27 protein-coding genes and 2 pseudogenes are annotated in these 24,493 nt (G+C 30.6%); 6 read left to right on the forward strand and 23 right to left on the reverse strand.

The window, feature by feature from the left end; genetic code table 11:
• Positions 1 to 8 precede the first annotated feature (8 nt).
• Both COJ46_RS04160 and COJ46_RS04165 read right to left on the reverse strand, forming a co-directional pair.
• A complete protein-coding gene (locus COJ46_RS04160) occupies positions 9 to 626 on the reverse strand; it encodes a TetR/AcrR family transcriptional regulator (protein ID WP_097978769.1) in 618 nt (205 codons plus the stop codon).
• On the reverse strand, positions 580 to 1,848 hold the full coding sequence (locus tag COJ46_RS04165) for an MFS transporter (protein WP_097978768.1): 1,269 nt from the start codon (positions 1,846 to 1,848) through the stop codon (positions 580 to 582). Before COJ46_RS04165 ends, COJ46_RS04160 begins: the two co-directional genes overlap by 47 nt.
• Positions 1,849 to 2,222: 374 nt before the next feature.
• Here COJ46_RS04165 and COJ46_RS04170 point away from each other — a divergent pair, with 374 nt between their 5' ends.
• Entirely contained in the window at positions 2,223 to 2,648 is a 426-nt protein-coding gene (locus COJ46_RS04170; RefSeq protein ID WP_141437841.1) for a hypothetical protein, read from the forward strand.
• A gap of 348 nt (positions 2,649 to 2,996) precedes the next feature.
• Here COJ46_RS04170 and COJ46_RS04175 read toward each other — a convergent pair whose 3' ends face one another.
• From COJ46_RS04175 to COJ46_RS04205, 7 genes and pseudogenes are all read right to left on the reverse strand, one after another.
• A complete protein-coding gene (locus COJ46_RS04175; RefSeq protein WP_097978766.1) occupies positions 2,997 to 3,560 on the reverse strand; it encodes a GNAT family N-acetyltransferase in 564 nt (187 codons plus the stop codon).
• A 442-nt stretch (positions 3,561 to 4,002) separates the two neighbouring features.
• The gene (locus COJ46_RS04180; RefSeq protein ID WP_097978765.1) at positions 4,003 to 4,320 is read right to left on the reverse strand and encodes a hypothetical protein; all 318 of its coding nucleotides are present in this window, start codon (positions 4,318 to 4,320) and stop codon (positions 4,003 to 4,005) included.
• Positions 4,321 to 4,543: 223 nt separating this feature from the next.
• Positions 4,544 to 5,818 carry an ATP-binding protein gene (locus tag COJ46_RS04185; RefSeq protein WP_286133656.1) on the reverse strand — a complete coding sequence of 425 codons (1,275 nt, stop codon included), beginning with the start codon at positions 5,816 to 5,818 and terminating at the stop codon, positions 4,544 to 4,546.
• Positions 5,819 to 6,001: 183 nt separating this feature from the next.
• Complete coding sequence (locus COJ46_RS04190) at positions 6,002 to 6,979, reverse strand: VanW family protein (protein WP_097978764.1); 978 nt, start codon at positions 6,977 to 6,979, stop codon at positions 6,002 to 6,004.
• Positions 6,980 to 7,357: 378 nt separating this feature from the next.
• Positions 7,358 to 8,142, reverse strand: a pseudogene (locus COJ46_RS04195) (aminoglycoside phosphotransferase family protein).
• A gap of 45 nt (positions 8,143 to 8,187) precedes the next feature.
• On the reverse strand, positions 8,188 to 8,637 hold the full coding sequence (locus tag COJ46_RS04200; protein WP_097978763.1) for a VOC family protein: 450 nt from the start codon (positions 8,635 to 8,637) through the stop codon (positions 8,188 to 8,190).
• 16 nt (positions 8,638 to 8,653) lie between these two features.
• Complete coding sequence (locus COJ46_RS04205) at positions 8,654 to 9,832, reverse strand: MalY/PatB family protein (RefSeq protein WP_097978762.1); 1,179 nt, start codon at positions 9,830 to 9,832, stop codon at positions 8,654 to 8,656.
• A gap of 321 nt (positions 9,833 to 10,153) precedes the next feature.
• On the opposite strand from COJ46_RS04205, the gene COJ46_RS04210 reads away from it, so the two are divergent.
• Positions 10,154 to 10,342 carry a hypothetical protein gene (locus COJ46_RS04210; protein ID WP_097978761.1) on the forward strand — a complete coding sequence of 63 codons (189 nt, stop codon included), beginning with the start codon at positions 10,154 to 10,156 and terminating at the stop codon, positions 10,340 to 10,342.
• A gap of 94 nt (positions 10,343 to 10,436) precedes the next feature.
• On the opposite strand, the gene COJ46_RS04215 is transcribed toward COJ46_RS04210, so the two are convergent.
• On the reverse strand, positions 10,437 to 11,048 hold the full coding sequence (locus COJ46_RS04215; protein WP_097978760.1) for a hypothetical protein: 612 nt from the start codon (positions 11,046 to 11,048) through the stop codon (positions 10,437 to 10,439).
• A gap of 410 nt (positions 11,049 to 11,458) precedes the next feature.
• Here COJ46_RS04215 and COJ46_RS04220 point away from each other — a divergent pair, with 410 nt between their 5' ends.
• The gene (locus tag COJ46_RS04220) at positions 11,459 to 12,076 is read left to right on the forward strand and encodes an RraA family protein (RefSeq protein WP_335480399.1); all 618 of its coding nucleotides are present in this window, start codon (positions 11,459 to 11,461) and stop codon (positions 12,074 to 12,076) included.
• A 115-nt stretch (positions 12,077 to 12,191) separates the two neighbouring features.
• Here COJ46_RS04220 and COJ46_RS04225 read toward each other — a convergent pair whose 3' ends face one another.
• Complete coding sequence (locus tag COJ46_RS04225; RefSeq protein WP_097978758.1) at positions 12,192 to 13,262, reverse strand: NAD(P)H-dependent flavin oxidoreductase; 1,071 nt, start codon at positions 13,260 to 13,262, stop codon at positions 12,192 to 12,194.
• Between the two features lie 84 nt (positions 13,263 to 13,346).
• Positions 13,347 to 14,303 (reverse strand): S8 family peptidase, encoded by a 957-nt coding sequence (locus COJ46_RS04230; protein WP_097978757.1) that lies wholly within the window; start codon positions 14,301 to 14,303, stop codon positions 13,347 to 13,349.
• A 288-nt stretch (positions 14,304 to 14,591) separates the two neighbouring features.
• On the opposite strand from COJ46_RS04230, the gene COJ46_RS24370 reads away from it, so the two are divergent.
• Positions 14,592 to 14,735: a hypothetical protein gene (locus COJ46_RS24370; protein WP_175403504.1), complete on the forward strand. Its 144-nt coding sequence runs from the start codon at positions 14,592 to 14,594 to the stop codon at positions 14,733 to 14,735.
• A gap of 154 nt (positions 14,736 to 14,889) precedes the next feature.
• On the opposite strand, the gene COJ46_RS04235 is transcribed toward COJ46_RS24370, so the two are convergent.
• The 7 genes and pseudogenes from COJ46_RS04235 to COJ46_RS04260 all read right to left on the reverse strand — a co-directional run bounded on the left by COJ46_RS04235 (position 14,890) and on the right by COJ46_RS04260 (position 19,087).
• A complete protein-coding gene (locus tag COJ46_RS04235) occupies positions 14,890 to 15,375 on the reverse strand; it encodes a cysteine hydrolase family protein (protein WP_097978756.1) in 486 nt (161 codons plus the stop codon).
• A gap of 503 nt (positions 15,376 to 15,878) precedes the next feature.
• Positions 15,879 to 16,139 carry a hypothetical protein gene (locus COJ46_RS04240; RefSeq protein WP_097978755.1) on the reverse strand — a complete coding sequence of 87 codons (261 nt, stop codon included), beginning with the start codon at positions 16,137 to 16,139 and terminating at the stop codon, positions 15,879 to 15,881.
• 121 nt (positions 16,140 to 16,260) lie between these two features.
• Entirely contained in the window at positions 16,261 to 17,322 is a 1,062-nt protein-coding gene (locus COJ46_RS04245; RefSeq protein WP_097978754.1) for a DmpA family aminopeptidase, read from the reverse strand.
• Between the two features lie 112 nt (positions 17,323 to 17,434).
• A complete protein-coding gene (locus COJ46_RS24375; RefSeq protein WP_176522665.1) occupies positions 17,435 to 17,584 on the reverse strand; it encodes a hypothetical protein in 150 nt (49 codons plus the stop codon).
• Between the two features lie 341 nt (positions 17,585 to 17,925).
• A pseudogene (locus COJ46_RS04250) lies at positions 17,926 to 18,054 on the reverse strand (VOC family protein); the annotation flags it as partial.
• Positions 18,055 to 18,089: 35 nt separating this feature from the next.
• Positions 18,090 to 18,455, reverse strand: a complete 366-nt coding sequence (locus COJ46_RS04255; protein WP_097978753.1) for a hypothetical protein — start codon at positions 18,453 to 18,455, stop codon at positions 18,090 to 18,092.
• A gap of 206 nt (positions 18,456 to 18,661) precedes the next feature.
• Positions 18,662 to 19,087, reverse strand: a complete 426-nt coding sequence (locus COJ46_RS04260; RefSeq protein WP_097978752.1) for a DUF7878 domain-containing protein — start codon at positions 19,085 to 19,087, stop codon at positions 18,662 to 18,664.
• Between the two features lie 562 nt (positions 19,088 to 19,649).
• On the opposite strand from COJ46_RS04260, the gene COJ46_RS04265 reads away from it, so the two are divergent.
• Entirely contained in the window at positions 19,650 to 19,889 is a 240-nt protein-coding gene (locus COJ46_RS04265; RefSeq protein ID WP_097978751.1) for a DUF6429 family protein, read from the forward strand.
• A gap of 23 nt (positions 19,890 to 19,912) precedes the next feature.
• Here COJ46_RS04265 and COJ46_RS04270 read toward each other — a convergent pair whose 3' ends face one another.
• The 3 genes from COJ46_RS04270 to COJ46_RS04280 all read right to left on the reverse strand — a co-directional run bounded on the left by COJ46_RS04270 (position 19,913) and on the right by COJ46_RS04280 (position 22,258).
• On the reverse strand, positions 19,913 to 20,392 hold the full coding sequence (locus COJ46_RS04270; RefSeq protein WP_097978750.1) for a hypothetical protein: 480 nt from the start codon (positions 20,390 to 20,392) through the stop codon (positions 19,913 to 19,915).
• A 262-nt stretch (positions 20,393 to 20,654) separates the two neighbouring features.
• A complete protein-coding gene (locus COJ46_RS04275; RefSeq protein ID WP_353615949.1) occupies positions 20,655 to 21,437 on the reverse strand; it encodes a class I SAM-dependent methyltransferase in 783 nt (260 codons plus the stop codon).
• Positions 21,438 to 21,532: 95 nt separating this feature from the next.
• On the reverse strand, positions 21,533 to 22,258 hold the full coding sequence (locus tag COJ46_RS04280) for a MurR/RpiR family transcriptional regulator (protein ID WP_097978748.1): 726 nt from the start codon (positions 22,256 to 22,258) through the stop codon (positions 21,533 to 21,535).
• Positions 22,259 to 22,501: 243 nt separating this feature from the next.
• On the opposite strand from COJ46_RS04280, the gene COJ46_RS04285 reads away from it, so the two are divergent.
• Positions 22,502 to 23,938 (forward strand): glycoside hydrolase family 1 protein, encoded by a 1,437-nt coding sequence (locus COJ46_RS04285; RefSeq protein WP_097978747.1) that lies wholly within the window; start codon positions 22,502 to 22,504, stop codon positions 23,936 to 23,938.
• 65 nt (positions 23,939 to 24,003) lie between these two features.
• On the opposite strand, the gene COJ46_RS04290 is transcribed toward COJ46_RS04285, so the two are convergent.
• Positions 24,004 to 24,414 (reverse strand): hypothetical protein, encoded by a 411-nt coding sequence (locus COJ46_RS04290; RefSeq protein ID WP_097978746.1) that lies wholly within the window; start codon positions 24,412 to 24,414, stop codon positions 24,004 to 24,006.
• Positions 24,415 to 24,493 lie beyond the last annotated feature (79 nt).

Raw genomic sequence — 24,493 nt, forward strand, 5'->3', positions numbered from 1 at the left:
CCGCATTTTCATTTTACTTCAAGAGCAAATTTTAAAAATTGTACGAACAAAATCGATTGTTCTTCCATCATTATTTCTTCCGCTGAGAGTATTGCATAGTCGAGTGCAAGTCCATCAATAAATGAAACAATCATTCTTGCTAAAATTTCACTATCATACTTTTTACTAAACTCATTGTTTTTTTGGCCTTCTTTTATGACATCGGAAAATATTTTAATTCCATAAAAATATCGTTCTTTCCCATACTTTTTTCTTCTTTCATCATTTCTACCAGTTATGAAAAACTCTAAAGTAATTGGTGCCAAAGGATCCATTCGATCATTTGGCACTCTGCTTTCACCGAACATTCTTAATAAAAGTAATTCCCAATATGAATCAACATGTTGATTCAATAATTTCCTTGTTTCTTCAGACACTCTTAGTAGAGACTCATATAAAAGTGATTCAAACAATTCTTCTTTATTAGCAAAATATTGATATAATCCACCTCTACTTACATTTGATGCGTCCATCACATGCTTCATAGTGGTTCTTTCATACCCATTTTCGATAAACACTTGTTTTGCTGCTTCTAAAATTTTAGTTCGACGTTGCTGTTGGTGCTCCTTGCTGACTTTCGGAGACATCGTTCTTCCCCCGCTCTACTCTATTTTTCGTTAAGAATCCTACTAGTGAGATAGATACTAAAAGTGATGCAGAAATAATAAATGTTGGAATGACACCAATTACAGTGGATAGCCATCCACCTAATAAAGGTCCAATAATTGTTGCTGTTGTGGTAACACTTCCTATTACGCCAAATACTCTACCTGTTAACTCAACTGGGGTATCGACTTGAACAGATGCCTGGAATGGAACAAATACTAAGCCAGCTGCAAATCCGGCAAACAACCCTAATAATGGTGCCCAAACAATTGAAAAATCGAGATTAAAATGTGTGAATAAAGCCATCATACCAAAACCAAATCCGATTCCACAAACTCCTATTAACATTAAATTATAGGCACGATAATTTGTTTTTTTCGCTAATATTAAACTAGAAAAAAACATTCCTACTCCAGAACCAGTTACTAAATAGCCAAATAAACCTGGTGATGCATGTTTAAGTTCCCTTATTAAAACTATAATTTGCGAATCTGATAACTGCAAGATTAAGAGACTAAAACCTAAAAATAACATACCGACTAAAATTTGAGTATTAGATTTAATAAACGAAACACCTTCCATAAATTCAGTTTTATAGGAAGATTTAGCTTTATCTTTCACTTTTCCCTCTTTACTCTGCTGGGCAACTTTTGGAAGTAAGAAAATTAAGATTGCAGAAATAATAAATGATACTGAATTAATATAAAATACTGGCGTTGTTCCAGCTGCCGAAACTAGAATTCCACTCAAAATCGGTCCGAAAATTTTTGTAGCTGAGTCAATCATAGCTGTAATTGACATCGCGCTTTTTATTTCTTCATTCGGAACTAGTTCTTTTAATTTACCATTTTTGGCAGGATTAAAAACAGCAGAAAACAATCCAATCGTAAACAAACAAATATAGACCATCCACAACGTATTTGCTAATGCAAGTAAAACAAATAAACCAGCACGGACAATATCCGATAAAACCATCAATTGCTTTCTACTAAAGCGATCTGCTATCGTTCCAGCAACAGGTCCTAATAATGCCATCGGAACAGCGAGACATAAAATAATAAATGAAACCTCAATTGGCGAAGCATTCCATTTTAACCCTACAAGCGTAATGATCGCGACAATACTTAACCAATCACCAATATTTGAAATCGCTTGAGCAACCATTAATGTTAAGAAACCTTTATTATTCCTTAGACCTTTCATCTTGTTTATCCCCCTTAAAACCGACACTTGTGTCGTNNACGACACAAGTGTCGGTTTTCAATCGTTTTTTCTGAAAATTAGTTATATTCCTCGCTTAACTTTATTCAAAAATGGAATTAAAAGTATTATTTTTTAGATTGCTAATTTTTCTTTAATCCATTTTCCGTATGCCCAATGGGCCTGTTCAATAAATTACTTTACTTACGAAAACGCATATTAGTTTAATAACATTCTAAATGATTCGTAAATCTAGGGACCTAAAATTCTGGTACATTTAGAAAATTAAAATGATAAAACTAATTAAAATTACTTTATTTTCCTATACATGTTCAAAATATTCTTTAATAATATAAAGATAGATGTAGAAAAGGAGAATGAATAGAAAAGTGAAAGTATACAAACCAAAGATTTTAACAATATTCCTTTTTGTCATATTTGGTATACTATTTCTTTTAATACTTTTGATGGCAATAATAAGTACCAAACATTTCTCAATTTCAACTATATTTGTATTCATTGGCTCCTTGTTATTTATCTTTTTACTTTTTAGGGATTCAATAAAATTATGGAATTATCGTAAAAAAGGGATCGGGATTTACTGGGACGAGGAAGGTGTAGTTGTAGACTTTGTTGGTAATAAAATATTTTGGGATGAAATTGAAAATATTGAATTTATTAAAACAAAATCTTCCAGAACTACCTTTATTCGTGTTCATTATTCGAAAGAAGAGCAAGTTCGTGTAAGACATAAACTTCCCTTAAAAAATATTTTTTGGAGATATAGTGGGAGTATTGAATGAAGTGAAATTGAAAAACCAAGGGAAATGCATACTAATCTAGTAAATTATTGGGAAAAGAAAAAGTTTTATTTTAAATAAAGTCTATGTTAAATTTTAAATTTGATTTTTGAGCGATAGAAAAAGACCACAAATTCGCTTAAATTCAATGTAAATGTTACCTTTTGAACTAACTGCTTTTTTACTCATCTCAAATTTCCACGATTCCGGTTTTTCTAATAATAAACAAAAGTACCATATAGAGTAGACTTTTTAAGTGTCTATTCTATATGGTACTTTTTAGTAGAGTGCTAGTCTTTTTTTATTCACTAATGTATGAGTTAGTTGTACAAGGGATTTTTAAATTTTAGTCTAATTTACCTTTGCATAGATGCAGGTATCAGTTAGTTTTTTACCGTCAGCTGTAAGATCTTCATTACGTAATATACCTTCAAGCTCAAAACCTAGTTTTTCAGGGATCGAACGACTTTTAGTGTTATTAGATTCACAGCGTATTTCAATTCTTCTAAATTTAAGTTGCTGAAAGCCAAGCTTTGTTAACTCACTTACTGTTTCTGTCATATATCCATTACCACTATATTGCGTGTTAATCCAGTATCCAATTTCGCCTTTAGAAATCTCCCAATTAATTCTATGAAGGCTAGCAGTTCCAATAAAATCATTAGTATCCTTATGAAAGATCAGATAGCGAAAACTTTCTCTTTTCAAAAAATCTATATGGGCATTTCTAAGGAGAATTTCCGTTTCTTCAATAGTAGGAATTGATTGGAATAAATGCAACCATTGCTTTAATTCACTAAATGAAGCATTAATAGCTTGGTATACTACATTGCCTTCACCAGCTTGAAGTGGTGCTCGAAGAATTAGTCTATCTGTTTCTATTTGTAACGGAACATCTAATAAAATAGGATTCATATCATTTCCCCTCTCGAAAACGTTAAATTATGACCTAATCAAACTTATATAATTAAAAAACTGTCACCCCAAAGAAATAATTCTTGAGGATGAGAGCAAGCATTTTCAGAAGAAAGAAAATGTATAACAAAAAGCTCAATCCTTGTTCACAAAGCTAATACTTACAATTCGCTATTTAATTATTCATCGCTTTTGTAAATCCGTCATCATCTAAGTATCGAATATTAGTTATTTTGCCATCTTTGTTAAAATAAACTCTACCTGAAACTTCAGCGTGCTTTTGTTTACTTCCAGCTTTTCCGTATAATACATAAACTTTAAATTCATAGGCTCCTTCAGTCGTCTCAATTTTTTTAATATCAATGTTATTTACTTTTATTTGATATTCGCTTTTGTGTGCTAAAAATTGATAATTAAAAGCATATGCAGCGATAAAATTGTTTTACATCCTTTCAGTAAAATAAGGTTGGTAGTTTTTTTCATAATATTTTTCTAGCTCTGTGTTTTTTGGGGGTTGCGTAGCTTCCCCATCTTTTCCTATGACTGTTACATTTTCTTCCGACGATAACATCTCAATTAATTTTATATCAGGTCCTGTAAACTGTTTTTCTAGGATAGTTTTTATAGTCTTTTCATTTTGATCCTGAGGTGTGGACTTTACAATATTGGTTGAAGAGCAACCAGTTACTATGATGATTCCTAATAAAAGAAGCGACATAATTGTCAATGTATAGAATCGGCACATAAGATTATTTTTCATTTATTCCTCCAAATTTTAATGACAAAGCATAATTTTCACTATTAAATATATTCCATTTTTTTCCTCAAAATCCCTTTTTCTTATGCAACTAATCTAGTATTTTGTTGAAGAAGAAATTCAACCACCTACTTTAACAAAGCCAAAAAGAAAAAAGATAGAAGCCCTTGCATCTATCTTTTGAGAGTTAACTTACACGAAACTATTACATATACAATAAAATCATTTATTCAAAAGAAAATCCCACAGTTTGATTCTTTTCCCAATTTTGCTTTTTTTGTTTACGTAAAATTGATCTCATTTCGTCGCATAGTCGAATGATATCTACTTTTTGTTCACAGTCCCACTCAATGATGATTGAGATATATAACTCATTTAATTGAGCATAAGAAAAGTCATTTGTTGAATCGATTAGTAGCTGTAATTCTTCATTGTTTAAAATTCGATTTAATTTTTTCTTTTGTAAGTAGTCAGAACGCATTTCTATTGTTGGTTGTTTAATTTCATATGCTCGATCAAATCTACCAGAGCGATTCATTAATGCTGGGTCGATTTTTTCAGGATAATTCGTCGTTCCAATTAAAAATAAACCTTCTTTAGAAGTTGCACCATCAATCGTGTTTAAGAATACTGAGCGAACCGAAGGAGGCATACTGTCAATATCCTCGATAACTAGTACCATTGGCGTTAATTTTAACACTGAACTAAAGACCTCTTTAATTGTGTAACTTGATGTGTATTCAGTAATTTGCCAATATGCAACCGGTGCGTTAATACTACTTGCAATTGATTTTACTAATGTTGTTTTTCCATTTCCTGGATTTCCATATAATAAAAATCCTCGTTTATATGGGATATCATATGTTTTAAAGAAATCTCGACCTTCATTAAAGAAATGATCTATTGATCGATATATTTCTCTTTTTAATGATTCCTCTAAAAATACCTCTTCTCTACTAACCATTTTGGTAATATTTTCAATCGATGTTTCGACACCATCATCTGTATCTGTATAGACTGTTACATAATTTTTAATATAATCTCGTTTTCTTTTTAGTACGTATTGAAAAAAGGATGAAAGACATGAATCACTTTTAGCAAAAATCAGGTCTCTATTATATTGATTATCCGCTTCAAAGATCATCGCTTTCGATAAAGCTACTCCGTAATTCGGATAATAATATAATCCATTTTCAACCCTAGGCTTAATGATGAGTTCCAATTTTTTATCAGTGTGATTCGAAGAAATAGTTTTTGTTTCAAGCTCATTATAAATATGGCTGATTAATTGAACTTCACTCGATTCTTCTTTAAGATCTTCTTCTAGAATTTCCCAGATTTCATTTGTAGTATCCTCATCTGAATACATTTGAAAATCTACTCCAAATGTATCAATTAGCTGACTTTGAATAGTTGAAATGATCTTTCCGTAATCGTAGTAATAAGGTAGTGTATTTCGTTCCATATCCTTCGAATCAAATAATACATTTATTTTTGTCATGCAATTCTCCTTCGTTTTCAAATCTTTCTTATAATTCTAAATCCTTAGTTTCTATAAGTCTAGTGTTGAAAGGATTAGACTTTCATTAATTTTTATTCAAAATGATCCTTATTCATGAAAAACACAAAAACCCCACAAGATCTTTAATTTACCTTGTGGGGTTTACTTAGTATGTATTAATCTTTAATCCCCTACCGACTTATGCGGTGGTACTATTTTTCCTTTTCTAGAAGGATTTGAAGAATGTTTGTCTTCTTCTGTATTTATTTCTTCAGGTAAACGAGTTGGAGCTATAGGAACACTTCTTACTTCATAATTGATTACATCAGAAGAATGAAGTGTAACAATCATACTTCCGCCATATTGTTTTGCTCGAATTAGAATTGGCTGATTATATTTATTTTGAAAACGGAAGTCTGGTCCATACCAACTAACAGTAGCATCACGTCCTGCTGGTACATATGGTACTCGTCTACTATGGGTATATCTTTCAATAATTTTTAGACCAGCGCGATCTACTGCATTAAATAGAGTAGAGGACACTTGACATATTCCTCCTCCTACTCCTTCGGACAATTCTCCCCTTACAATGACCGGTGCACGTTTATATCCCTTTGCTCCGCTTCTCTCTCCTACTACCTTATTAAAGGAAAAAACTTCATTTGGGAAAACTACGTAATTATCAATTGCTTTTGCTGCAAGAGAAATATTATGTACTCGACTTTTATTATTCGAATTAAAGTAAGTTACATATTGTCCAATTTGTTGAATCCTAATATGAGCTAATAATTCACTATCGACTTTAGGATAAATATCTAACTCTGGTACTTCAATTTTAGAGGGTCCTTTACTATAAAAATAAGTAGTAAATTTATCTTTAAACTCTTTTTTATAAAGCCTGTAACCTACCTGTCCTGGTACAATCCTACCTTGTTCATTGATTGTCGCATTTATTGGGTTTCGGTAAATTTGTTGATCAAGTTTTTCAATAAATTCATTAAACTTTTTATCGTTTATCAATGGTGTACCCGGAAGTGACATTATAAAATCTTCACGATTAACAACAGCAATCGGATGGCCCTGTTGAATAACAGTTAAGCTGTCAGGAAGTTCAACTGATTGCGTCATTATTAATAAACTAGCAAGTAATTTTTGTATCATAATTGTATTTCACCCCAACATTAGTATGAACAAGATTCAATACTTTCATGTTTTTTCATTATAGTCATACTCGTATGCTCTTTCTTACCTATGCCTTTTTACCATAAAAATAGAGAAGGACTTTTCGTCTTCTCTAAGGTATTTTTACAGTTTATTGATTATTTTCATCAATTTTAAAGTCATTGTTATTATTATTTCTATTAATTTTTGTGGTTTTCATTCTATTTATTCATCATTAATAGCTTATTTGCAGATTACAAAATTTTATTTGCAGTTTTAACTTTTTAAATTGCAGTTCGAGCTTTTTAATTTGCACACTCACTTTAGTACCCAAAAAAACGAGTCGCTATTATAGCAACTCGTAAATTTTTCATCTATTTAAGATTTAAAATCATTCATAATGACATTTATCGTATTAAATGATTCTTCTCTAATCGATGTAGCAATATCTTTTTTCGCATTAAATGTAATTAAAGCTTTCCATAGAGCCCAACCTCTCGCTCTATTCCAAGTATGTTCATCAAAGTTTAAACTGTTTTTAAAAACTTTTCTAGTTTCATTTTCGAAAAATGTCCATGCCATTGCAGCATCACATGATGGATCACCTACTCCAAGTATTCCAAAATCAATGACCGCACATAGTTCACCATTTTTAACAAGTAAGTTTCCAGGAGCAATATCACCGTGCACCCATACTGGTTCATTCTCCCATTTGGAACTTAGAGCTGTTTCCCAAATTTCTGTTAGTAAATCTTTGTTAAAAATCTCTTTCGTTTGGTCAATTGAATCTCTAGTTTCTTGGTCGTATACAGCTAGGTTTCCACCTCTAAAGAAATTATGCTTTCCTGCAATCGGCCCTCCATGAGCATCAATTGACTGGAACTCCTTTAAAAATTGTCCTAAACCTTTTGCAAATTGACTTAAATCACTTATATTTTCTTTATTTAAAGATTCTCCATCAATCCATTCATTGATTGTCCATGGCCAAGGATAGTATTTACTAGGACTTCTGCACTTGGTAATCTAACGCTCTTTTTATCCCCTAAATGGAACGTTCTGTTATCGTTGCCACTAAATTCTACAGGCTTTATATCTAAGTTAGACCAAATTGGAAATTGTTCATTAATTAATTGTTTTACTAATTCAACAGTTATTTTATCCATCTAATCTCCCTATTTTTGCTATCAAACTAATAAATTATGTGTATTTTACTTTTGAGTAATCAATATAAATGTAACACCGAACTTGTCTGTAACTGTTCCGAATGCGGGACTAAATGGTACTGCTTCTAACGGTGCAATAACATGTCCATCTTGTTGTAATGAATTAAAAATGCGCTTTGTTTTTTCTACGTTATCGATTGAAAGATTAATCGTAACTTCTACTTTTTTATGTTCATAATTAGGAGTATTTTGTTGAAAATCTTTGTCCATAATTGGATTCGATTGAATCGGCGCATCGAATAACATAAGGTCACTTTCTCCGATTTTTAAAATTGCATTTGCAACACTATTTTTTAATGTTTCTGGACAAGGTATTGGCATTTCACCATATGTTTGTATATTAAGAACCTCTGCTTCAAGTTCTTTTTCATAAAAATGAACCGCTTCTTTAGCATTCCCACTCATAACTATACATGGTGTTATTTTTAATGTCATAATGCCATCTCCTTCTCTATTTCTTACTAGCTTTTAAAGCTTTCTCTAATCGTGTCATGGCTTCTTCTAATGTTTTACGTGTACAAGCGTAATTCAATCTCATAAAACCATCCCCATTTATTCCAAAACCGCGACCTTCATTTAAACCTAGTTTAGCATCATTAATCATAAATTCGTTTAATTGGTCACCTCTTAGGCCCAAACCTCTAAAATCAAGCCATCCTAAGTACGTTGCTTCTGTAACTCTCATTTTTACTTCTGGAATATTTGTTTTTAAATAATTATGTATGAACTCAGCGTTTCCTTTTAAATAAATCAATAATTCATCAAGCCACTTTTCACCTTCGTTATAAGCTGCTATTACTGCCTCAATTCCGAAAATATTTAAGTTTTCTAAACTAGAACGAGCAATTGCATGAGAAAACTCAGTAAATAAATCTTCATTTGGAATAACAGCAAGTGACGAAAATAAGCCTGCAATATTGAATGTTTTGCTTGGTGACATAAATGTAATACTCATATTTGCTGCATCTTCACTTAATGAATAAAAAGGTATATGACTACCTTTCTTGTAGACTAAATCTGCATGTATTTCATCTGCTATAACAACAATTTTATTCCTTTTACATATTTCAAATAAACCTGATAATTCCTCTTTCGTCCAGACTCTTCCAACAGGATTTGCAGGGCTACATAGAATAATCATTTTAGTTTTTGAAGTAATTTTATTTACTAGATCATCTAAATCCATATAATAATATCCATCTTCTTCAATTAAAGAATTTTCAACGATGTTTCTTCCATTATTTCTTATTGTACTGAAAAATGGAAAGTAAACTGGTGGCTGAATGATGATTTCATCACCTGGTTTTGTGAAAGCATCGATGGCTAAATTTAATGCAGGTACCACACCAGGTATATTTGTTAACCATTCTCTTTTAATCGAAGTATTATAACGTTTACTTGCCCAATTCATTGCTGATTCAAAAAATTCTTCAGGTATATGTCCATAACCATAAATAGGATGTTGAGCTCGTTTCGTTATAGCCTCTACAATCTCGGGTGCACAAGCAAAATCCATATCGGCAACCCATAAAGGTAGTACATCCGTACATCCAAATACTCGATCAACGGAGTCCCACTTTGTACTATTTGTATTTTTTCTATTATGTTCTTCATTAAAGTTAAAGTTCATATTAATCCCCCACCATTTTTCGATCATTTATGATTAAGATTTGACTACTTCAATTCCAGTATATAGTTAATCAATAGTATTTTCGTAATCATAATTTATATCCAAATTATACTATTTCGCTAGAAAATTCAAATTTTAATATTAATTTTAAAAAAGTATCAAATGCCTGGCTAAGAACAACTCTTTATTAATATGGTGGGGTTTAGATGAATTTCTAGCTTCAAACTTTTATTAGATGTCTATATATTTAAAAATCGATCTATTTTTTTCATAAAGCTAGCAAATAATAATTAACATCAAAATGTGAATGGAGGGTCTGTAATGAAAAAAGAAGATGAATACACTGATGATATGAATCAAATATTAGAAATTATCAATGCAAAAGGTGATACTGGTGAATTACTTGAAATTGTAGACAAGTATAAACAAGCTGAAAATCCAGAATGTAATCATGACATTTTTTATCAAGAACTAAGAGTAATTGCTGAGGATAGTGCAAAAGAAGATTAAATACAGTAGGTTAAATGAGTAGTGGAACGATATTTGTTCCACTACTGTTACTTTTTACAAAATTGAAAATTTGAATCTTTATATGTATTACCTTTTATAAACTATATTCTTCAGTTGGAATTTTACCTTTTAAAATATCATATTCAGCTTTCATTTCACCAAATTTTTGAGGATTTCCATGGTCTGGCGCATAATCAGGGTGCCAAAGCTTTGTATATTCCCTCATTTGTTTCTTCCAAACTTCAGCGCTATCATTCGGATTGAAATACTTGAAATTATGTTTTTTATTTTTCTTGATTGAAGTAGAGTAATTTCTTAAATACTCTTCCCAGACTCTAGCCCAATCAACTATTTTCTTTTTATATTCTTTTGCTTTCTCAGCATTTTTCCTTTTTTCTTCTTTCTTCCAATCTTCCATTCTTTGACTAAAATCTTTAATACCTTGTTTTGAGTTTCGCCATCTTAGCTCTGCATCTCTTATTTCTTGATCGGTAATTTCTTCAAATAAACTTTCATCGTTAAGAACTTCATTAAGATTCTCTTCATTTTCTTTTGAATTTATATGTAGATCATACATTTCTTCTATCATTTTTTCGATTAATTCTGCACTAGTTTTCCCTGTAAGTTGGGATAGCTTTTCCAGTTTTTCAGTGGATTCTATTTGAACCTTATGTGTTAAATAGACGTATTTAGTTTTGTTTCTCAAGCACCTCAACTCCTTAATTAAATGTTACTATACAAGGATAAATCGTTATATTAAATAATGAAGTCAATCATGTTACATTCTTAAGCAAACTCTTAATTTAAATAGGACTGGTCTAAAAATAGACGAATGTAAAATATTAATAAAGTAGTGAAGCTTAATGAACCTCATAAACTTTTTTTGAAAGTAACTTATTTCCACTTCAATCAGGGATCCTTATTAACATGATGTTTAAATTCAAGATGTTTAAAGATTACACTGTTTTTTATTATCAACTTATTTTATTCGATATTAATCTATTGCAACCTTTCTTAATTCAATAATTATTTTTTATCAAGCTTAATAATTTTTTCGAAATTCTCACGAGAACAAATTATTTATATAATTTCATTAAATAAATGATTTATAAGGGAGTGATTTCTATTATTAATCAATTTAAAAAGATACCAACAACTTGCATTTCAGATGTAATGGATGGGCTTAATAATATGGATCCGTCCATAAAGCCTTTAAAAGAAGAATATAGATTTGCAGGAAGGGCACTGACTGTTAAAATCCCTGTTGGTGATAACTTAGCTGTATTAAAGGCAATTCGTGAAGCAAATCCAGGAGATGTCATCGTAATCGATGCAAAAGGGGATCGATACCGGGCAATTGCAGGAGACTTTGTTGTTGGAATGGCACAAACAATGGGTGTTAGTGCAATAGTTGTTGATGGGGTAATCCGGGATATAAGCGGTATTAAAAAATTAAATTTCCCTGTATTCTGTAAAGGTACTACCGTAGCTGCAAGTGGAAAAATTGGAGTAGGTGATATTAATATCCCAATATCATGTGGAGGTACATCAGTTAACCCAGGTGATATCATTGTTGGTGATGCAGATGGTGTAGTTGTAATCCCTCAATCGGAAGCAAAAACGATTTTAGAAAAATCATTAGATAAAATAAAAAAAGATGAACAAAGAGAAGAACAAGTATCTGGTAATATTGAAGCTATAAAATCGTATATTGATCGTATGTTTTTAAAGTAACAAAAGAATGATTATTTACCTCTATAAAAAAAGGTTCTCAATATAGGTTTTTTGAAAAAAACCGATTAGAACCTTTTTTTACTTGGCTAAAATTTTAATTTTATCAAATTTCTTTTTATAAACGTTTTTTAGCTTCATCCATTATTTCATTTATTAAGTTTTCTACCGATTCCTTTTTAGCTAATCTAGGACTTTGTCCTGACCAAAGTGACATAAACTCTTTATTATTTTGTACAGAGGACGCTTTTCTCATCGTTTGGGTAATCGTATTTTGAACGGGAAACTGTGGTAAATCTGCTTCGTATTTTTTCATTTCGGTAATAAATTTGTTTTCAATTCCTCTTGCCCATTTCCCTGAAAATGCTCGGGTCAAAACTAACTGGTCTTCAGTAGAATTTAGAATAGCATTCTTATGTACTTCATGTGCCCCACTTTCAATACAGGTTAGAAAAGCAGTACCCATTTGAACAGCTTTCGCTCCTAAACAAAGAGACGCCATTAAGCCTCTTCCGTCCATAATTCCACCTGCTGCAATTACTGGAATACTAACCTGATCAACTACTTGAGGTATTAGCGACATTAATCCAATTAAACTTTCCTCATGTTCGTTTAAGAAATTACCTCGATGTCCACCTGCTTCACTACCTTGTACGACAATTAGATCCATTCCTGATTTCTCAATTTCAATTGCTTCATTTACAGTAGTTGCTGTTCCAATCAAAATAATATTATGAAGCTTTAACTCTTTAATCAATTCCTTTGAAGGTATACCGAATGTAAATGAACAAATCGGAACACATTCTTCAATGATCACTTTTATTTGTTCGTGAAATGTATCATTATAAGAATTAAGATTTTGAACTTGTACGTGTTCATTTTGTTTTATATTTAATTCTTCATTGAAAGGTTGTAATAAATTATTGGATTTTGAAATTTCATTATCGTTTACTCTAAAATCATTTGGGACAAATAAATTAATTCCGAAGCTTTTATTTGTTAACTTTTTTATTTCTCTAATTTGTTCACGTATTTGTGATGGAGTCATATAGCCTGCTCCGATTGTACCTAAAGCTCCACAATTTGATACTTCAGCTACAAAATTTGAAATTGTGATTCCCCCAGCCATCGGAGCTTGAATAATTGGATATTCTATCTTTAAAAGTTCAGTTAGTTGATTTTTAAACATTCCTTTCACCTCTATTAATTTTACTTTTTTTACTCACAAAAAAAGTCCCGAATAGTCTACCAATACTATCCGGGACCTTACCTATTATTTTATTACATTCGGAGATTTTGAGGGTATATTTACGCCTAGATTTAAAAGTCCATGGCCTTCCTCAAACGTACTGTATCCAATTGGAACTGTATGACTTATTAGCAGTTCGAACAAATCTGGTTCAGTGATTTTCTCATTATTCTCAGACTCAAACTGTTGAATTAATAATGCAATTGCCCCTGATACATGTGGTGTTGCCATTGATGTACCAGAAAGAACAGCATATTGATTTGTCGGATAAGTCGAAAGAATCTTTTCTCCCGGAGCAACTAAATCAATTTCGTTATTTGTATTACTAAAATTAGATAATCGTTTTTGAAGACTTACGGAACCTACTTCTATAACTTCATCGTAAGCACCTGGATAGCTATATTCATTGGTTGAGCCAACTCCATCACCTTCGTTACCAGCTGCGCATACAACGGCTATATTTTGTTCAACCGCTCTTTGAATCGCTTCATGCAACGAAGAATCATCCTCTGGACCACCTAATGACATTGAAATCACTCGAACAGTTTCTCCATTAGAGCCTTTCCAATTCGTCGCATAATCAATCGCTTGTACAATTGATTCAATGCTACCTTCCCCAGCACCAGTTAGTACTTTTAAAACGAGAAGTTTAGCTTTTGGAGCTACTCCTACAACCCCTTCTCCATTTTCAGAAGCTGCAATCGTTCCACATACATGTGTACCGTGACCATTATTATCTAAGAATACGTTAGGATCCCCACCGTAATCTTCAGTAAAATTATATCCACCAATAATTCGCTCTTGTAATTCAGGGTGATCAGTCTGACAGCCAGTATCAATAACTGCTACAACCACGTCTTCCCCTTGACACCCTTTGTCCCAAATAGATTTAGCTTCAATTAAACGAACTCCAGGTGGTACTTCATTTGTACTACCTTTAACTTCTTCCAGCTTGTAAGGAATTAATCTAAATTTAGACATGCCTACCAACTCCTTTTTGGGATTTATTCATAAAGGATAAATCTTTGAGGTATAGGTTAGTATTCTACATCCATCCATAATTTTCCTTTAAACTAATTCAACTTTATTTAAAATTAATTCTAAAACGGTTGGAAATTAGTAGATTCATTTATTTAAAAAAGCAATTTGATACATCTTCTATCACTTCATAAAAACTTTGTTAACCTTTACATCAGATTAATCTTAGCTTAAAAAAATGGATTTATAATCTAATAGTGTTAAGGCATTATTCAAACTAGGGGGAATAAAATGCTTACTAATTTTTTAACTGAAATCAAATTTTGGTGGTTTGGAGAATTACGAGAAGAAATAGAAGAAATTGAACGAATTGAATCCAAGCATACAAGAGTCCGATTTGACTCTGATATTTATGAACTAATCCGTATCCATTAGAAGAATATGAGGAAGGTTGTCTAAATTTCCATTAGATAAAATTAGAACCACAAGATCATTAATTTTACCTTGTGGTTTCTTTGTTTATTCTCCATTTCAAAATAGTGCTCAAATTGCCATGACTTATAAGAGCACTTATTATCTTATCAATCTATTAAATAATGTATGGGACAACATTGTATGAAATAATGTTTCGATCACGATACGTTTGAGTTATTACATCACTTTTTGTACTAAGTATTCCATTTTGCAATAAGACTGGTTTAAAGCCCCTTTCGCTAGCTCCGTTATAAGTAAATAGAACACAATGTTCTGCTGCAAATCCAGCTATTATAACTAACTCAACGCCATTTCCTTTCAAAATCTGCTCTAATTCAGTATTCCAAAATGCATTTGAATGTTCTTTTGAAACACAAATATCTTGCTCTTCTACTTTAATTTCCGGGATGAAAGAAAGTAATTCTGAATTTAGTTCATCTGCTCCTTCGATATCTTGAACATGTATAACTAAGTGATTTTTTGATCGGATACGATCAGCAACAAAGTTTATATATTCACATGCACCTTCGACATTCAATGATTCTTTTTTATCCTCTAAAAATATTTTTTGCATATCAATGATAAGAAAAGCAATTTTCATTATTTACCCTCCATGAACTTTATATTTCTTTTAAGTTATTATTCTATTTGTTTTGTTATAGTCCTACCTTTTTTTAAAAATAAAAGAGGCACTCAATACAGTTCTTATAGATTTTGAAAATAGAAATAAGCATTGATATAGTTATCAATGCTTACGCTGTTAAGATACTTGTCAATTAAGATCGAACATCAACTTATAAACTTATCTAAAATTTGCTTGTAATTTATTTAACTTCTGAAAAAACAATTACTATACTTTGTTGGTGAAATAAAATTTTTGAAACACATTAACATTTAAAATAATCAATAGATAACTGGTTCATGAGTAACATTAATTTCTAAAAATTTCTTTAAGACTTAACTTCCTTTACTTTTTCTATTAAATTTTCTTTTAAAAACGACTTTTTTCATTTAGAGATTCATTAAAAATAAAATGGCAGCCCTTTAATATACGAATAGGTCTGTCATTTTTTCGAATTAATTTTCGCTTAGTCATATACATTATTATGATTTATTGTTTAATTTTTTTATTTCTATTTGACCGCCATTGATCGGTAATTTTTTTACACTATATTTTCTTTGATCTGCATTTGGCAAAGGTAGTTTCAATATATTTATATTTTTATCGACAATTTCTTCATTTTGAGTTTTAATCTGAATGCGTTCTTTTACGTTAGTCTTTTTTAGATCAATTTGATCAAAAGCTAAAAAACTAACACCTAAGCAAATGACAAATGTAGAAACAAAAAATACAATTTTTTTCATAGTATCCTCCTAACTTAATGCTTGTCCATTTTTAAGATTAAGAGTATTTTATGAAATTTATCTCGTTATTAGAACTTTATAGAACTCTTTTCTTTCTAGTTAGATTTTTGAATTTCATAATCTATATTAAGTTAACATTGTATTTTTCTATTAAATCTTTAAAAGCTGGTCTTTCATTTCCATCTCTTCCAACGATATGTGTTGCTGTTACTAAAGAGTTTAAAACTGCTTCTTCTGTTGCTTCTCCTACTGCTCTAAATGCGAGATCAATATCTTCTTCATGTATTGTTGGAACCGTAATGCAATGCGCTGTTTTTTCATGAGGTATTTTTGTTGCAGTTGAAAAGCCGATGACGACTTCACCGCTTCCCGTTGTAATAATTGAGCCCGTTCTTGATAAACCGGTAACTGTTCTTTTAATAATACGATTTAGCTGCCTTTCAGATACGGGCAGGTCCGTTGCAACAATCATAATGATTGAACCCTTATCTTGTTCGTCTCGTTCCTTTAAGATATGGTCTCGCAATTTTGCTCCAACAGGTTTTCCATTTACTTTTAAATCGCTTAAAATCCCAAAGTTAGATAAGACTAAAACACCCATTGTATATGTACCATGTTCCATCTTCATAACTCGCGAAGCTGTTCCAATCCCACCTTTTAATGAATAACAAAGCATTCCAGTTCCTGCTCCAACAGTTCCTTCCTTCACATCTTTAGAAGCATTACTTAATGCCTGAAAAACGTGGTCTTTCGTAATAAATCTAGCTCGTACATCATTTAAAAGCATATCATTACACTCGCAAATTACTGGGTTAACAGTACCTGTCGTACGACCTATTGCTGGATTATGTTCTAACATATATTCAATTAAAGCATCTGCAGCTGTCCCAATGCTTAGCGTATTTGTTAAAATAATTGGCGTTTCGATCGCTCCTAACTCATTAATCTGAATCGTTCCCATCGACTTACCAAACCCATTAATAACATGCGATGACGCGATTAACTTATCCTTAAATAGATTACCTTGATGAGGAAATATTGCTGTAACACCAGTTTGGATGTCTTGATCGCTAATCGTTACATGACCTACTGTAACCCCTTCAACATCCGTAATCGAATTTAGTTTTCCTGTTTCCAGGTACCCAATATTCACACCGTAATCTCTAATTCTTTTTTGACTCATTAGATATTCCCCCAGTTTCATATTCACCAAGTGTAGCAGCATTTAATTAAGTGATTTTAACTTTCTAAACTATAAAAAGCCCTTATTCAGAGCTTTTTTGTTAAAAAATATATCAGTTACTTTCTGTTATTTTCAGTTTCTCTTGATTTTCTTTGACTTTTAAAGGGATATAAGTTAAAGAAATTAACGCTCCACTTATCATTAGTAAAATCATCAATGAAGTGACTATTAGTACGATTTTTTTCGAAAACACTTTCATCATAAGTTGATTTCTCCTTTATGATTTAATCTCTTACGAATTATTTTAACAGATAACTTAGAAAATTAGATGCTTACTTAATAAAAATAAAAATCTCAATTACTCACCTAGATCATCCTCAATCTAAAAATTCCTATGATTTACTTATTAGGAAATTATTACCATATGGGAAAAATGAACTTTTCCCATTTCCTAACATAACCTGTATTAACCTCGTTTTCTTGGTGGCATTGGCAAACAGGTACACATCACTTTTATCTTCATGGTAAAAGTGATTTTTAAATAAAATTTATAAAAAAACACAAGGTAAAATTTTACCCTGTGCTTTATATTACATAAATCTTTTACTTTTTTTCCATTACAGCGAAATAATTTTGCTCATCATCAGCAAAGTTAAACACTCTTCCATTTGGCATTTCAACAATTTCACCAACAGTAACCTTTTTGTTCGTTAAATCACTATACATTTCATCATGTTTATTTGTAAAATACATTTAAGAAGCTGTACCTAGTTCCCAAATTGTTCCTGTAAAAGTTTGGTTATCTTAGAATCAAGTTTATATCCGTTTCCATTTTGCCAATACATACTTTGCTTGTAATTCACTTCAAATTCCTCTTTTTTACCATCTTTCTCAAGGAAAGTGAGTCTTAAATCTGTGGAATCTATTTGTTTATTCTCTATGTTTTTTAATTTAAAACCTTTTTCAATTTTATTAATTAATTCATGATCTTTATCAGCCGAATAAATAATTGTATCTACTGAAGTAACTCCAATAATACCAACAACTTTACTAGTTTTACTCTCTGTATTTGATTTCATAGAACAGCCAAATAGGAATATACAACCCCAAAATACGATTAGAAGTTTTCTCATTAATCCTCCATATTTTTTTCCATTTTCTAATAAAATTCAACATCTTACCCATTACTCCTTTTAAACCATAGATAATAATTAATAAGATATATTAAGCATATGAAACCAAATTTTTTTTAATGAAATTTCCCTATCAAAATGCACTAAAAAAGAGTTACTCTTGCAACTCTTTTTAGTAATACAACATTGATTAATAATAATAATAATTACTGATTAAATTTATCAAGCGTATAATCATAATTGATTTCAATAAGTCCATCATTTAACGCAGTAAGAAACCTATTTACAGACTCAACTAATACTTCTGTATTAATATATTCTGTTAGTTCAAACATTTGCCACACCGAATAAATCCCCCACTTATCATCTCCTTTATATAGGAAATTCATAAGATCTTCATTTCGATTAATCGATTCATAATTCATGTTATCTCTTGATCCATTTTCTACCTTTTGAACCCATTCACTTAATTGACTCGCAAACTCAGTAAGATTTAAATTCGGATCATGAAAAAATAAAGTTTCATTTAAATAGATATTTAATGAGCCATCTATATATTTTCCAGTATTGGCAACATAAGCCGGTTCTGTAGGTATATAATCATTTAATATAAACAAGAATTTTAAATTCATAAAATTCTCCTTTCGTGTTTAGTTCAATCTTTAATTATGTATTTTAGTACTTATTTTCTATTGTTTCCTATTTTTGGTATTTCCCTCAATATTATTTTTCTTTTTTAACTTTATTTTAGATTCTTTAATTATCAAACATATAAATTTTTTTATGATCTTATCAATAAAAAAGAAAGTAGGATAACGATATGAATCAATTTATTGCTGGTCTTATTCAATCGATTCTTATATTAATATTAGCATTCGTGTTTATCTATAAATATTCAGAAATTATACTCATTTTGTTTGTCCTCGATGTAGCAGTCGCTTTAAATTATCAAAATTAAATTTTACTTTAGCATTTAAAACCGGTAAAGTGAATGAACGGCTAGTTACATGTCCCGTTTGTGGTCATAGAGATCGGATGCCAATTATAAATGATTAAATTGATATTATTTTCACCGCGAATATGGGGTACTAATTTATAGTTTATTAATTAGAAATAAGAGGAAACCTTATATTTAAAATGGTTTCCTCTTATTTCCTTATTTTTTTAATATAAATTAGAAAGGAATTATTTTAAATGCAAGAACTAATCGATGAATTAACTTTATTATTATTATATTTAACAGCATTTGAAGAAAACACCGTATTAGGCGAAACTACACTCCGAAGTTGGAAAGGCTATCCTTTCGATACATTAAATAAATTATCGAATAATAATCTCATATTTTTTAGTAATCGTGCTAAATCAGTTTACTTAACAGAAGATGGAATAAAATTAGCAAACAAATTATTGCAGAAATATACTATTCAAAAATGATAATATTAGAATCTAGATCAAGGTTATTCACAATAATTATCGCATTGTATCAAGTAATCATTCTTTAAAATGTCCGTTGCTTTTTTTATATTAGATACGGTTAAAAAAAGACTATCTTTTTCTCCTATAAAGAATGATTTCACACCAACCTTACACCATAAACTACCGTAAATTTTACTAAATACTCCTGGAATACCAGGGGGAATATTTAATAGAGCGAAAATAGTTTCTTCTTTAGATTTCACATTAAATGATTCAAGTATTTCTCTAACTACTTTTAAATCATGTTTATTTTGTGATTCAGTTGTACCTGGTACAAGTCTAACGAAATTTTTGTTTTCACCACTTTTTGTCAGCAATATTCCAACTATATTTACTGATTCTTTAGCTATATCTTTTAAAATACAACTTAAGGTTTCATCATTTACCATAAAAGTAAATTGGGTTCTAAATTCTATATCGAATTGTAACTGATCGACTTTACGGCCATTAAAGCGATTCAAATTCTCCACATCCTTTAATTTTTTTGTTTTTATAAAATATGTGAAAAAAAATAAATTGTTTTTAGTTGAAGATTAAAGCACATCTTATCTATTTTAAATTAGCTCTAAATAAAGAATCCCCATGTAACTGACAGTAAAATCTATCCTAACTGTCAGTTATATGAGGTTAAATAAAAATAAAATATAGATATTTTTTATACTTTAGAACTCAAAAAGAGTTATGTTTATCCTCTTAAAGTTATGTTTATCCTCTTAAATATATTTAAACCTGAGCTCTAACGAGGTAACGCGAAAAAGTAATCGGCAATCCTACATTAGTTGCATTTTGTTCAAATATTCGACTTACTTCTAATAGATTATTTTCTATTATATCTTTTAATAGTGATTGTTTTTGGCCGAAGCATCTTAGTTTTAAAACATCAAGTGGCGTATGTAAAAATTCAAAACTATTAATAACTTGTATTTCTACACTTTCAAACTTACTTAATTCAACTCTTTGTTTTATCGTTTTTAAAATTGGTTTCTCACTAGTAATTAATTCAAAAAGATTAGGAAATAATTTAGGTAATTCAATTCCTAAATCATCACCAGGATGAAGTCCAAGTATCTTGCCTCCTTTTTTTACTACTCTTTTAAGTTCTTGATAAGCTGATGTAGGTCCTTTTCGGTTATATGCACAATCAAACTGTTCCGATTCAAAAGGTAATTCATTTTTTGTACTGCCAACTATAAAAGACACATTTGGTTTTTTCGATTCATTTCCACTTTTAATAAAATCATTTGTAAGATCAAACCCTACAATTTCTTTTGCTTTTTCACTACATTTAATAGTAAATTCTCCATGTCCACACCCTACATCTAAAACAGTTTTGTTATAAATCATTCCAAATACTTCATTATTAAAAATTAACTCCGCATTCGGCTCAGTAATTGTTGAATTCCAAGGATATGTGTATTCCCCGTATAATTTGCCTATTTGTTCGTACCATATTTGTGAATGTGGTGTTACCCAATCTTTATGTAATGTGGGATCGATTAATTTCATAAATATTAATACTCCTTTATTCTTTTTTCAGAATAAATAACATTCCTCACATGAGAAGAAATCCCTTCTTATAATGAGTAAAAAAACCATTTGACTTATTGATTAATTCGATAAATTTCGCGCGCTATTGATTCAATTATATAAACCACTGGAACTTGAGTAGTAATATTTGCCTCTTCAAAATACTCTTCTGTTACATAATAGGGTATATTTAGATCAGAAATTTTTGCTATTGTTGCTAATTTGTTGTTCGTAATACTAATAATTTTACAACCTTCTTGTTTAAGTAAATTCAGATGATTTACTGTGAATATAGTTTCTCCAGAGACTGACAAAGCGATTGCTATACTATTTTTTGTTAATTTTGAATGGATCGGAAAATGTGGGTCTTTTATATAAAGTGAAAATTTTCCTAAACTTGAAAAGTACCTCGAACCATATTCAGCAAGAATACCTGAGCTACCAATTCCAATAAAAATTACATTTTCAGCTTTGTTTATTTCAATAGCAGCCTCTTTCACTTTATCTTCTAAATCCCCTTTTAAAGATCTCTCAAAAAATTCCACTAGTGTATGTTGTGCGCTTTTTACAAAGGTTCGTTTCTCCGCTTCCAGATACATTTTTAACTTTACTTTAAATTCAGAAAAGCCGTCGCAATTTAGTTTCCGACAAAAGCGTAATATTGTTGAAGTTGAAACATGGGTTTCATCTGCAATTTCACGTATACGCATATAAGCGACTTTTTCCATATTTTGTGAAATGTAATTATATAAAGATAACTCTAACTCATTAAAAGACGCGATTTGATCATTTGAAAACATTTTAAATAGTTCTCCTTTTATAACTAGCTACTAAATATATTTAATCCATTTTATTATCTTAACATACAAAATAAAAAACACAGCGTTACATTTATGAAACATTTTTTAACTTTTGTGAATAGGAACTAGATTCCATTCACTTATTTACTAACATCTCCGTTAACGTTATGATTCGTTTATATTCTCATTAATTAAAAATATGGATTTATGTAAACAACTAAAAAGAAATTAGGAGGTAAAAAAATGAATCAGTTTAAGTTTCCTAAAGATTTTTTATGGGGTGGCGCTACTGCTGCTAATCAAATGGAAGGCGGATTTTATGAAGGAAATAAAGGTTTAAATATAGCCGATGTTCTTCCAGGCGGAAAGGAAAGACTGAACATATTACAGTCTCCTGGATTTAATTTTGAGATTGATCGTTCAAAGTATAATTATCCTAACCACGAAGGAATCGACTTCTATCACCGATATAAAGAAGATATTGCTTTATTTGCGGAAATGGGTTTTAAAGTTTTCCGAATGTCTATTGCTTGGACAAGAATCTTTCCAAATGGAAATGAATTAGAAGCAAATGAAGAAGGATTGGCTTTCTATGACCGTGTTTTTGACGAACTACACAAACATGGCATTGAACCAGTTGTTACAATTTCACACTATGAAATGCCAGTAAATCTTGTAAAACAATATGGTGGTTGGAGAAATCGAGAAGTAGTGACCTTCTTTGAAAGATATGTGAACGCGATCTTCAATCGTTATAAAAACAAAGTAAAATATTGGATGACTTTTAATGAAATTAATAGTGGATTAATTATGCCAATTATGGGTCTTGGTTTTTCGATCAAAGAAGAAAAAGATAAATACCAACCAACATTCCAGGCGTTTCATCATCAATTTGTTGCAAGTAGTATTGCTGTTAAAGCATGTCACGAAATCATTCCAGATTCTCAAATTGGATGTATGATTTTATATGCTCCGGTTTATTCATTTGATTCGAATCCTAACAACGTAATGTATGCCCTTGAAGAAGAGCGCTTTTTTAATTACTTCTGTGCAGACGTTCAGGTTCGTGGCGAATATCCGTCATTTATTAATCGCTTCTTTAAAGAAAACAATATTAATATTGAAATGCAAGATGGGGATTTAGAATTAATTAAAGAAGGTACTGTAGACTATATTGGCTTCAGTTATTATATGTCTAGAACAGAGAAAAAGGAAAAATCTGACTTAGAAAGCTCACAAGGAAATCTGATTGGCGGAGTTAAAAATCCTTTCCTAAAAGCAAGTGACTGGGGCTGGGAAATTGATCCAGTAGGTTTACGAATTAGTTTAAATCAATTGTATGACCGTTACCAAGTGCCGTTATTTGTTGTAGAAAATGGTCTAGGTGCATATGACAAAGTAGAAGATGACGGGTCAATTAATGATTATTATCGAATTGATTATTTACGTGAGCATATTAATGCTATGGGAGTAGCAATTCAAGATGGCGTAAAATTGATGGGTTATACTAGCTGGGGTTGTATTGATCTTGTTAGTGCATCATCAGGTGAGTTCTCAAAACGTTATGGTTTCATTTATGTCGATAAACATGACGACGGTAGTGGAACATTAGAACGAAAGAAGAAAAAATCATTTTTCTGGTACAAAGACGTAATTGCTTCAAATGGAGAAAAACTATAATAAAGAAGAAAATGGAACTTCAGTTAATTTGAAGTTCCTTTCTTCATATTATTGAATTCTAATCCTTATTTATTTTCTATTCTCACAATTAATTTACCATCTTTATAAATTGTTAAGTAAACCGTATCACCGACTTTCAAGGCAGGGTGAGAATTTTTATCTAATATTTCTTTGTCAGTAAATCCGTATTTCTCTGAATCATCACAAACTATTTGATACTGATTTTTATTATTTGTTTTTGGAAGATCGATAACTTCACAAACATTAGTTTTTAAATTTGAATCTACGTTCATTAATTCTTGTTTATTAACTAGTGTAATGATTCTTTGTGATTTAGGAATTTTGATAATAATGGGATGTGCTTTAGCGTGTTTAAAATTAATAATAGAAATAGATATGATAATTCCAAGGGTTATAACAAAGGTACCTAAAATTATTCCTGCTGTCTTCAATTTTTCAATTTTATCTCTCTCCAAATTAAAGTACACCTCATCTTTTTAGTATCTATATTCCCTAAAACTAAATGAAATCCTTCTTTCAATTTCATGTAAAAAA

This window comes from Bacillus sp. AFS077874 (genome assembly GCF_002566505.1).
GTDB lineage: Bacteria > Bacillota > Bacilli > Bacillales > Bacillaceae_G > Gottfriedia.

Bases quoted from the DNA above. Each gene is read 5' to 3' on its own strand.
- COJ46_RS04235 (WP_097978756.1), bottom strand. From the start codon at position 15,375: ATGAAAATTGCTTTTCTTATCATTGATATGCAAAAAATATTTTTAGAG.
- COJ46_RS04265 (WP_097978751.1), top strand. From the start codon at position 19,650: ATGCAAGAACTAATCGATGAATTAACTTTATTATTATTATATTTAACA.
- COJ46_RS04280 (WP_097978748.1), bottom strand. From the start codon at position 22,258: ATGTTTTCAAATGATCAAATCGCGTCTTTTAATGAGTTAGAGTTATCT.
- COJ46_RS04160 (WP_097978769.1), bottom strand. From the start codon at position 626: ATGTCTCCGAAAGTCAGCAAGGAGCACCAACAGCAACGTCGAACTAAA.
- COJ46_RS04240 (WP_097978755.1), bottom strand. From the start codon at position 16,139: ATGAAAAAAATTGTATTTTTTGTTTCTACATTTGTCATTTGCTTAGGT.
- COJ46_RS04260 (WP_097978752.1), bottom strand. From the start codon at position 19,087: ATGAATTTAAAATTCTTGTTTATATTAAATGATTATATACCTACAGAA.
- COJ46_RS24370 (WP_175403504.1), top strand. From the start codon at position 14,592: ATGCTTACTAATTTTTTAACTGAAATCAAATTTTGGTGGTTTGGAGAA.
- COJ46_RS04210 (WP_097978761.1), top strand. From the start codon at position 10,154: ATGAAAAAAGAAGATGAATACACTGATGATATGAATCAAATATTAGAA.
- COJ46_RS04230 (WP_097978757.1), bottom strand. From the start codon at position 14,303: ATGTCTAAATTTAGATTAATTCCTTACAAGCTGGAAGAAGTTAAAGGT.
- COJ46_RS04225 (WP_097978758.1), bottom strand. From the start codon at position 13,262: ATGTTTAAAAATCAACTAACTGAACTTTTAAAGATAGAATATCCAATT.
- COJ46_RS04255 (WP_097978753.1), bottom strand. From the start codon at position 18,455: ATGAGAAAACTTCTAATCGTATTTTGGGGTTGTATATTCCTATTTGGC.
- COJ46_RS04285 (WP_097978747.1), top strand. From the start codon at position 22,502: ATGAATCAGTTTAAGTTTCCTAAAGATTTTTTATGGGGTGGCGCTACT.
- COJ46_RS04190 (WP_097978764.1), bottom strand. From the start codon at position 6,979: ATGATACAAAAATTACTTGCTAGTTTATTAATAATGACGCAATCAGTT.
- COJ46_RS04200 (WP_097978763.1), bottom strand. From the start codon at position 8,637: ATGACATTAAAAATAACACCATGTATAGTTATGAGTGGGAATGCTAAA.
- COJ46_RS04185 (WP_286133656.1), bottom strand. From the start codon at position 5,818: ATGACAAAAATAAATGTATTATTTGATTCGAAGGATATGGAACGAAAT.
- COJ46_RS04245 (WP_097978754.1), bottom strand. From the start codon at position 17,322: ATGAGTCAAAAAAGAATTAGAGATTACGGTGTGAATATTGGGTACCTG.
- COJ46_RS04170 (WP_141437841.1), top strand. From the start codon at position 2,223: ATGAATAGAAAAGTGAAAGTATACAAACCAAAGATTTTAACAATATTC.
- COJ46_RS04180 (WP_097978765.1), bottom strand. From the start codon at position 4,320: ATGAAAAATAATCTTATGTGCCGATTCTATACATTGACAATTATGTCG.
- COJ46_RS04275 (WP_353615949.1), bottom strand. From the start codon at position 21,437: ATGAAATTAATCGATCCCACATTACATAAAGATTGGGTAACACCACAT.
- COJ46_RS04165 (WP_097978768.1), bottom strand. From the start codon at position 1,848: ATGAAAGGTCTAAGGAATAATAAAGGTTTCTTAACATTAATGGTTGCT.
- COJ46_RS24375 (WP_176522665.1), bottom strand. From the start codon at position 17,584: ATGATGAAAGTGTTTTCGAAAAAAATCGTACTAATAGTCACTTCATTG.
- COJ46_RS04205 (WP_097978762.1), bottom strand. From the start codon at position 9,832: ATGAACTTTAACTTTAATGAAGAACATAATAGAAAAAATACAAATAGT.
- COJ46_RS04175 (WP_097978766.1), bottom strand. From the start codon at position 3,560: ATGAATCCTATTTTATTAGATGTTCCGTTACAAATAGAAACAGATAGA.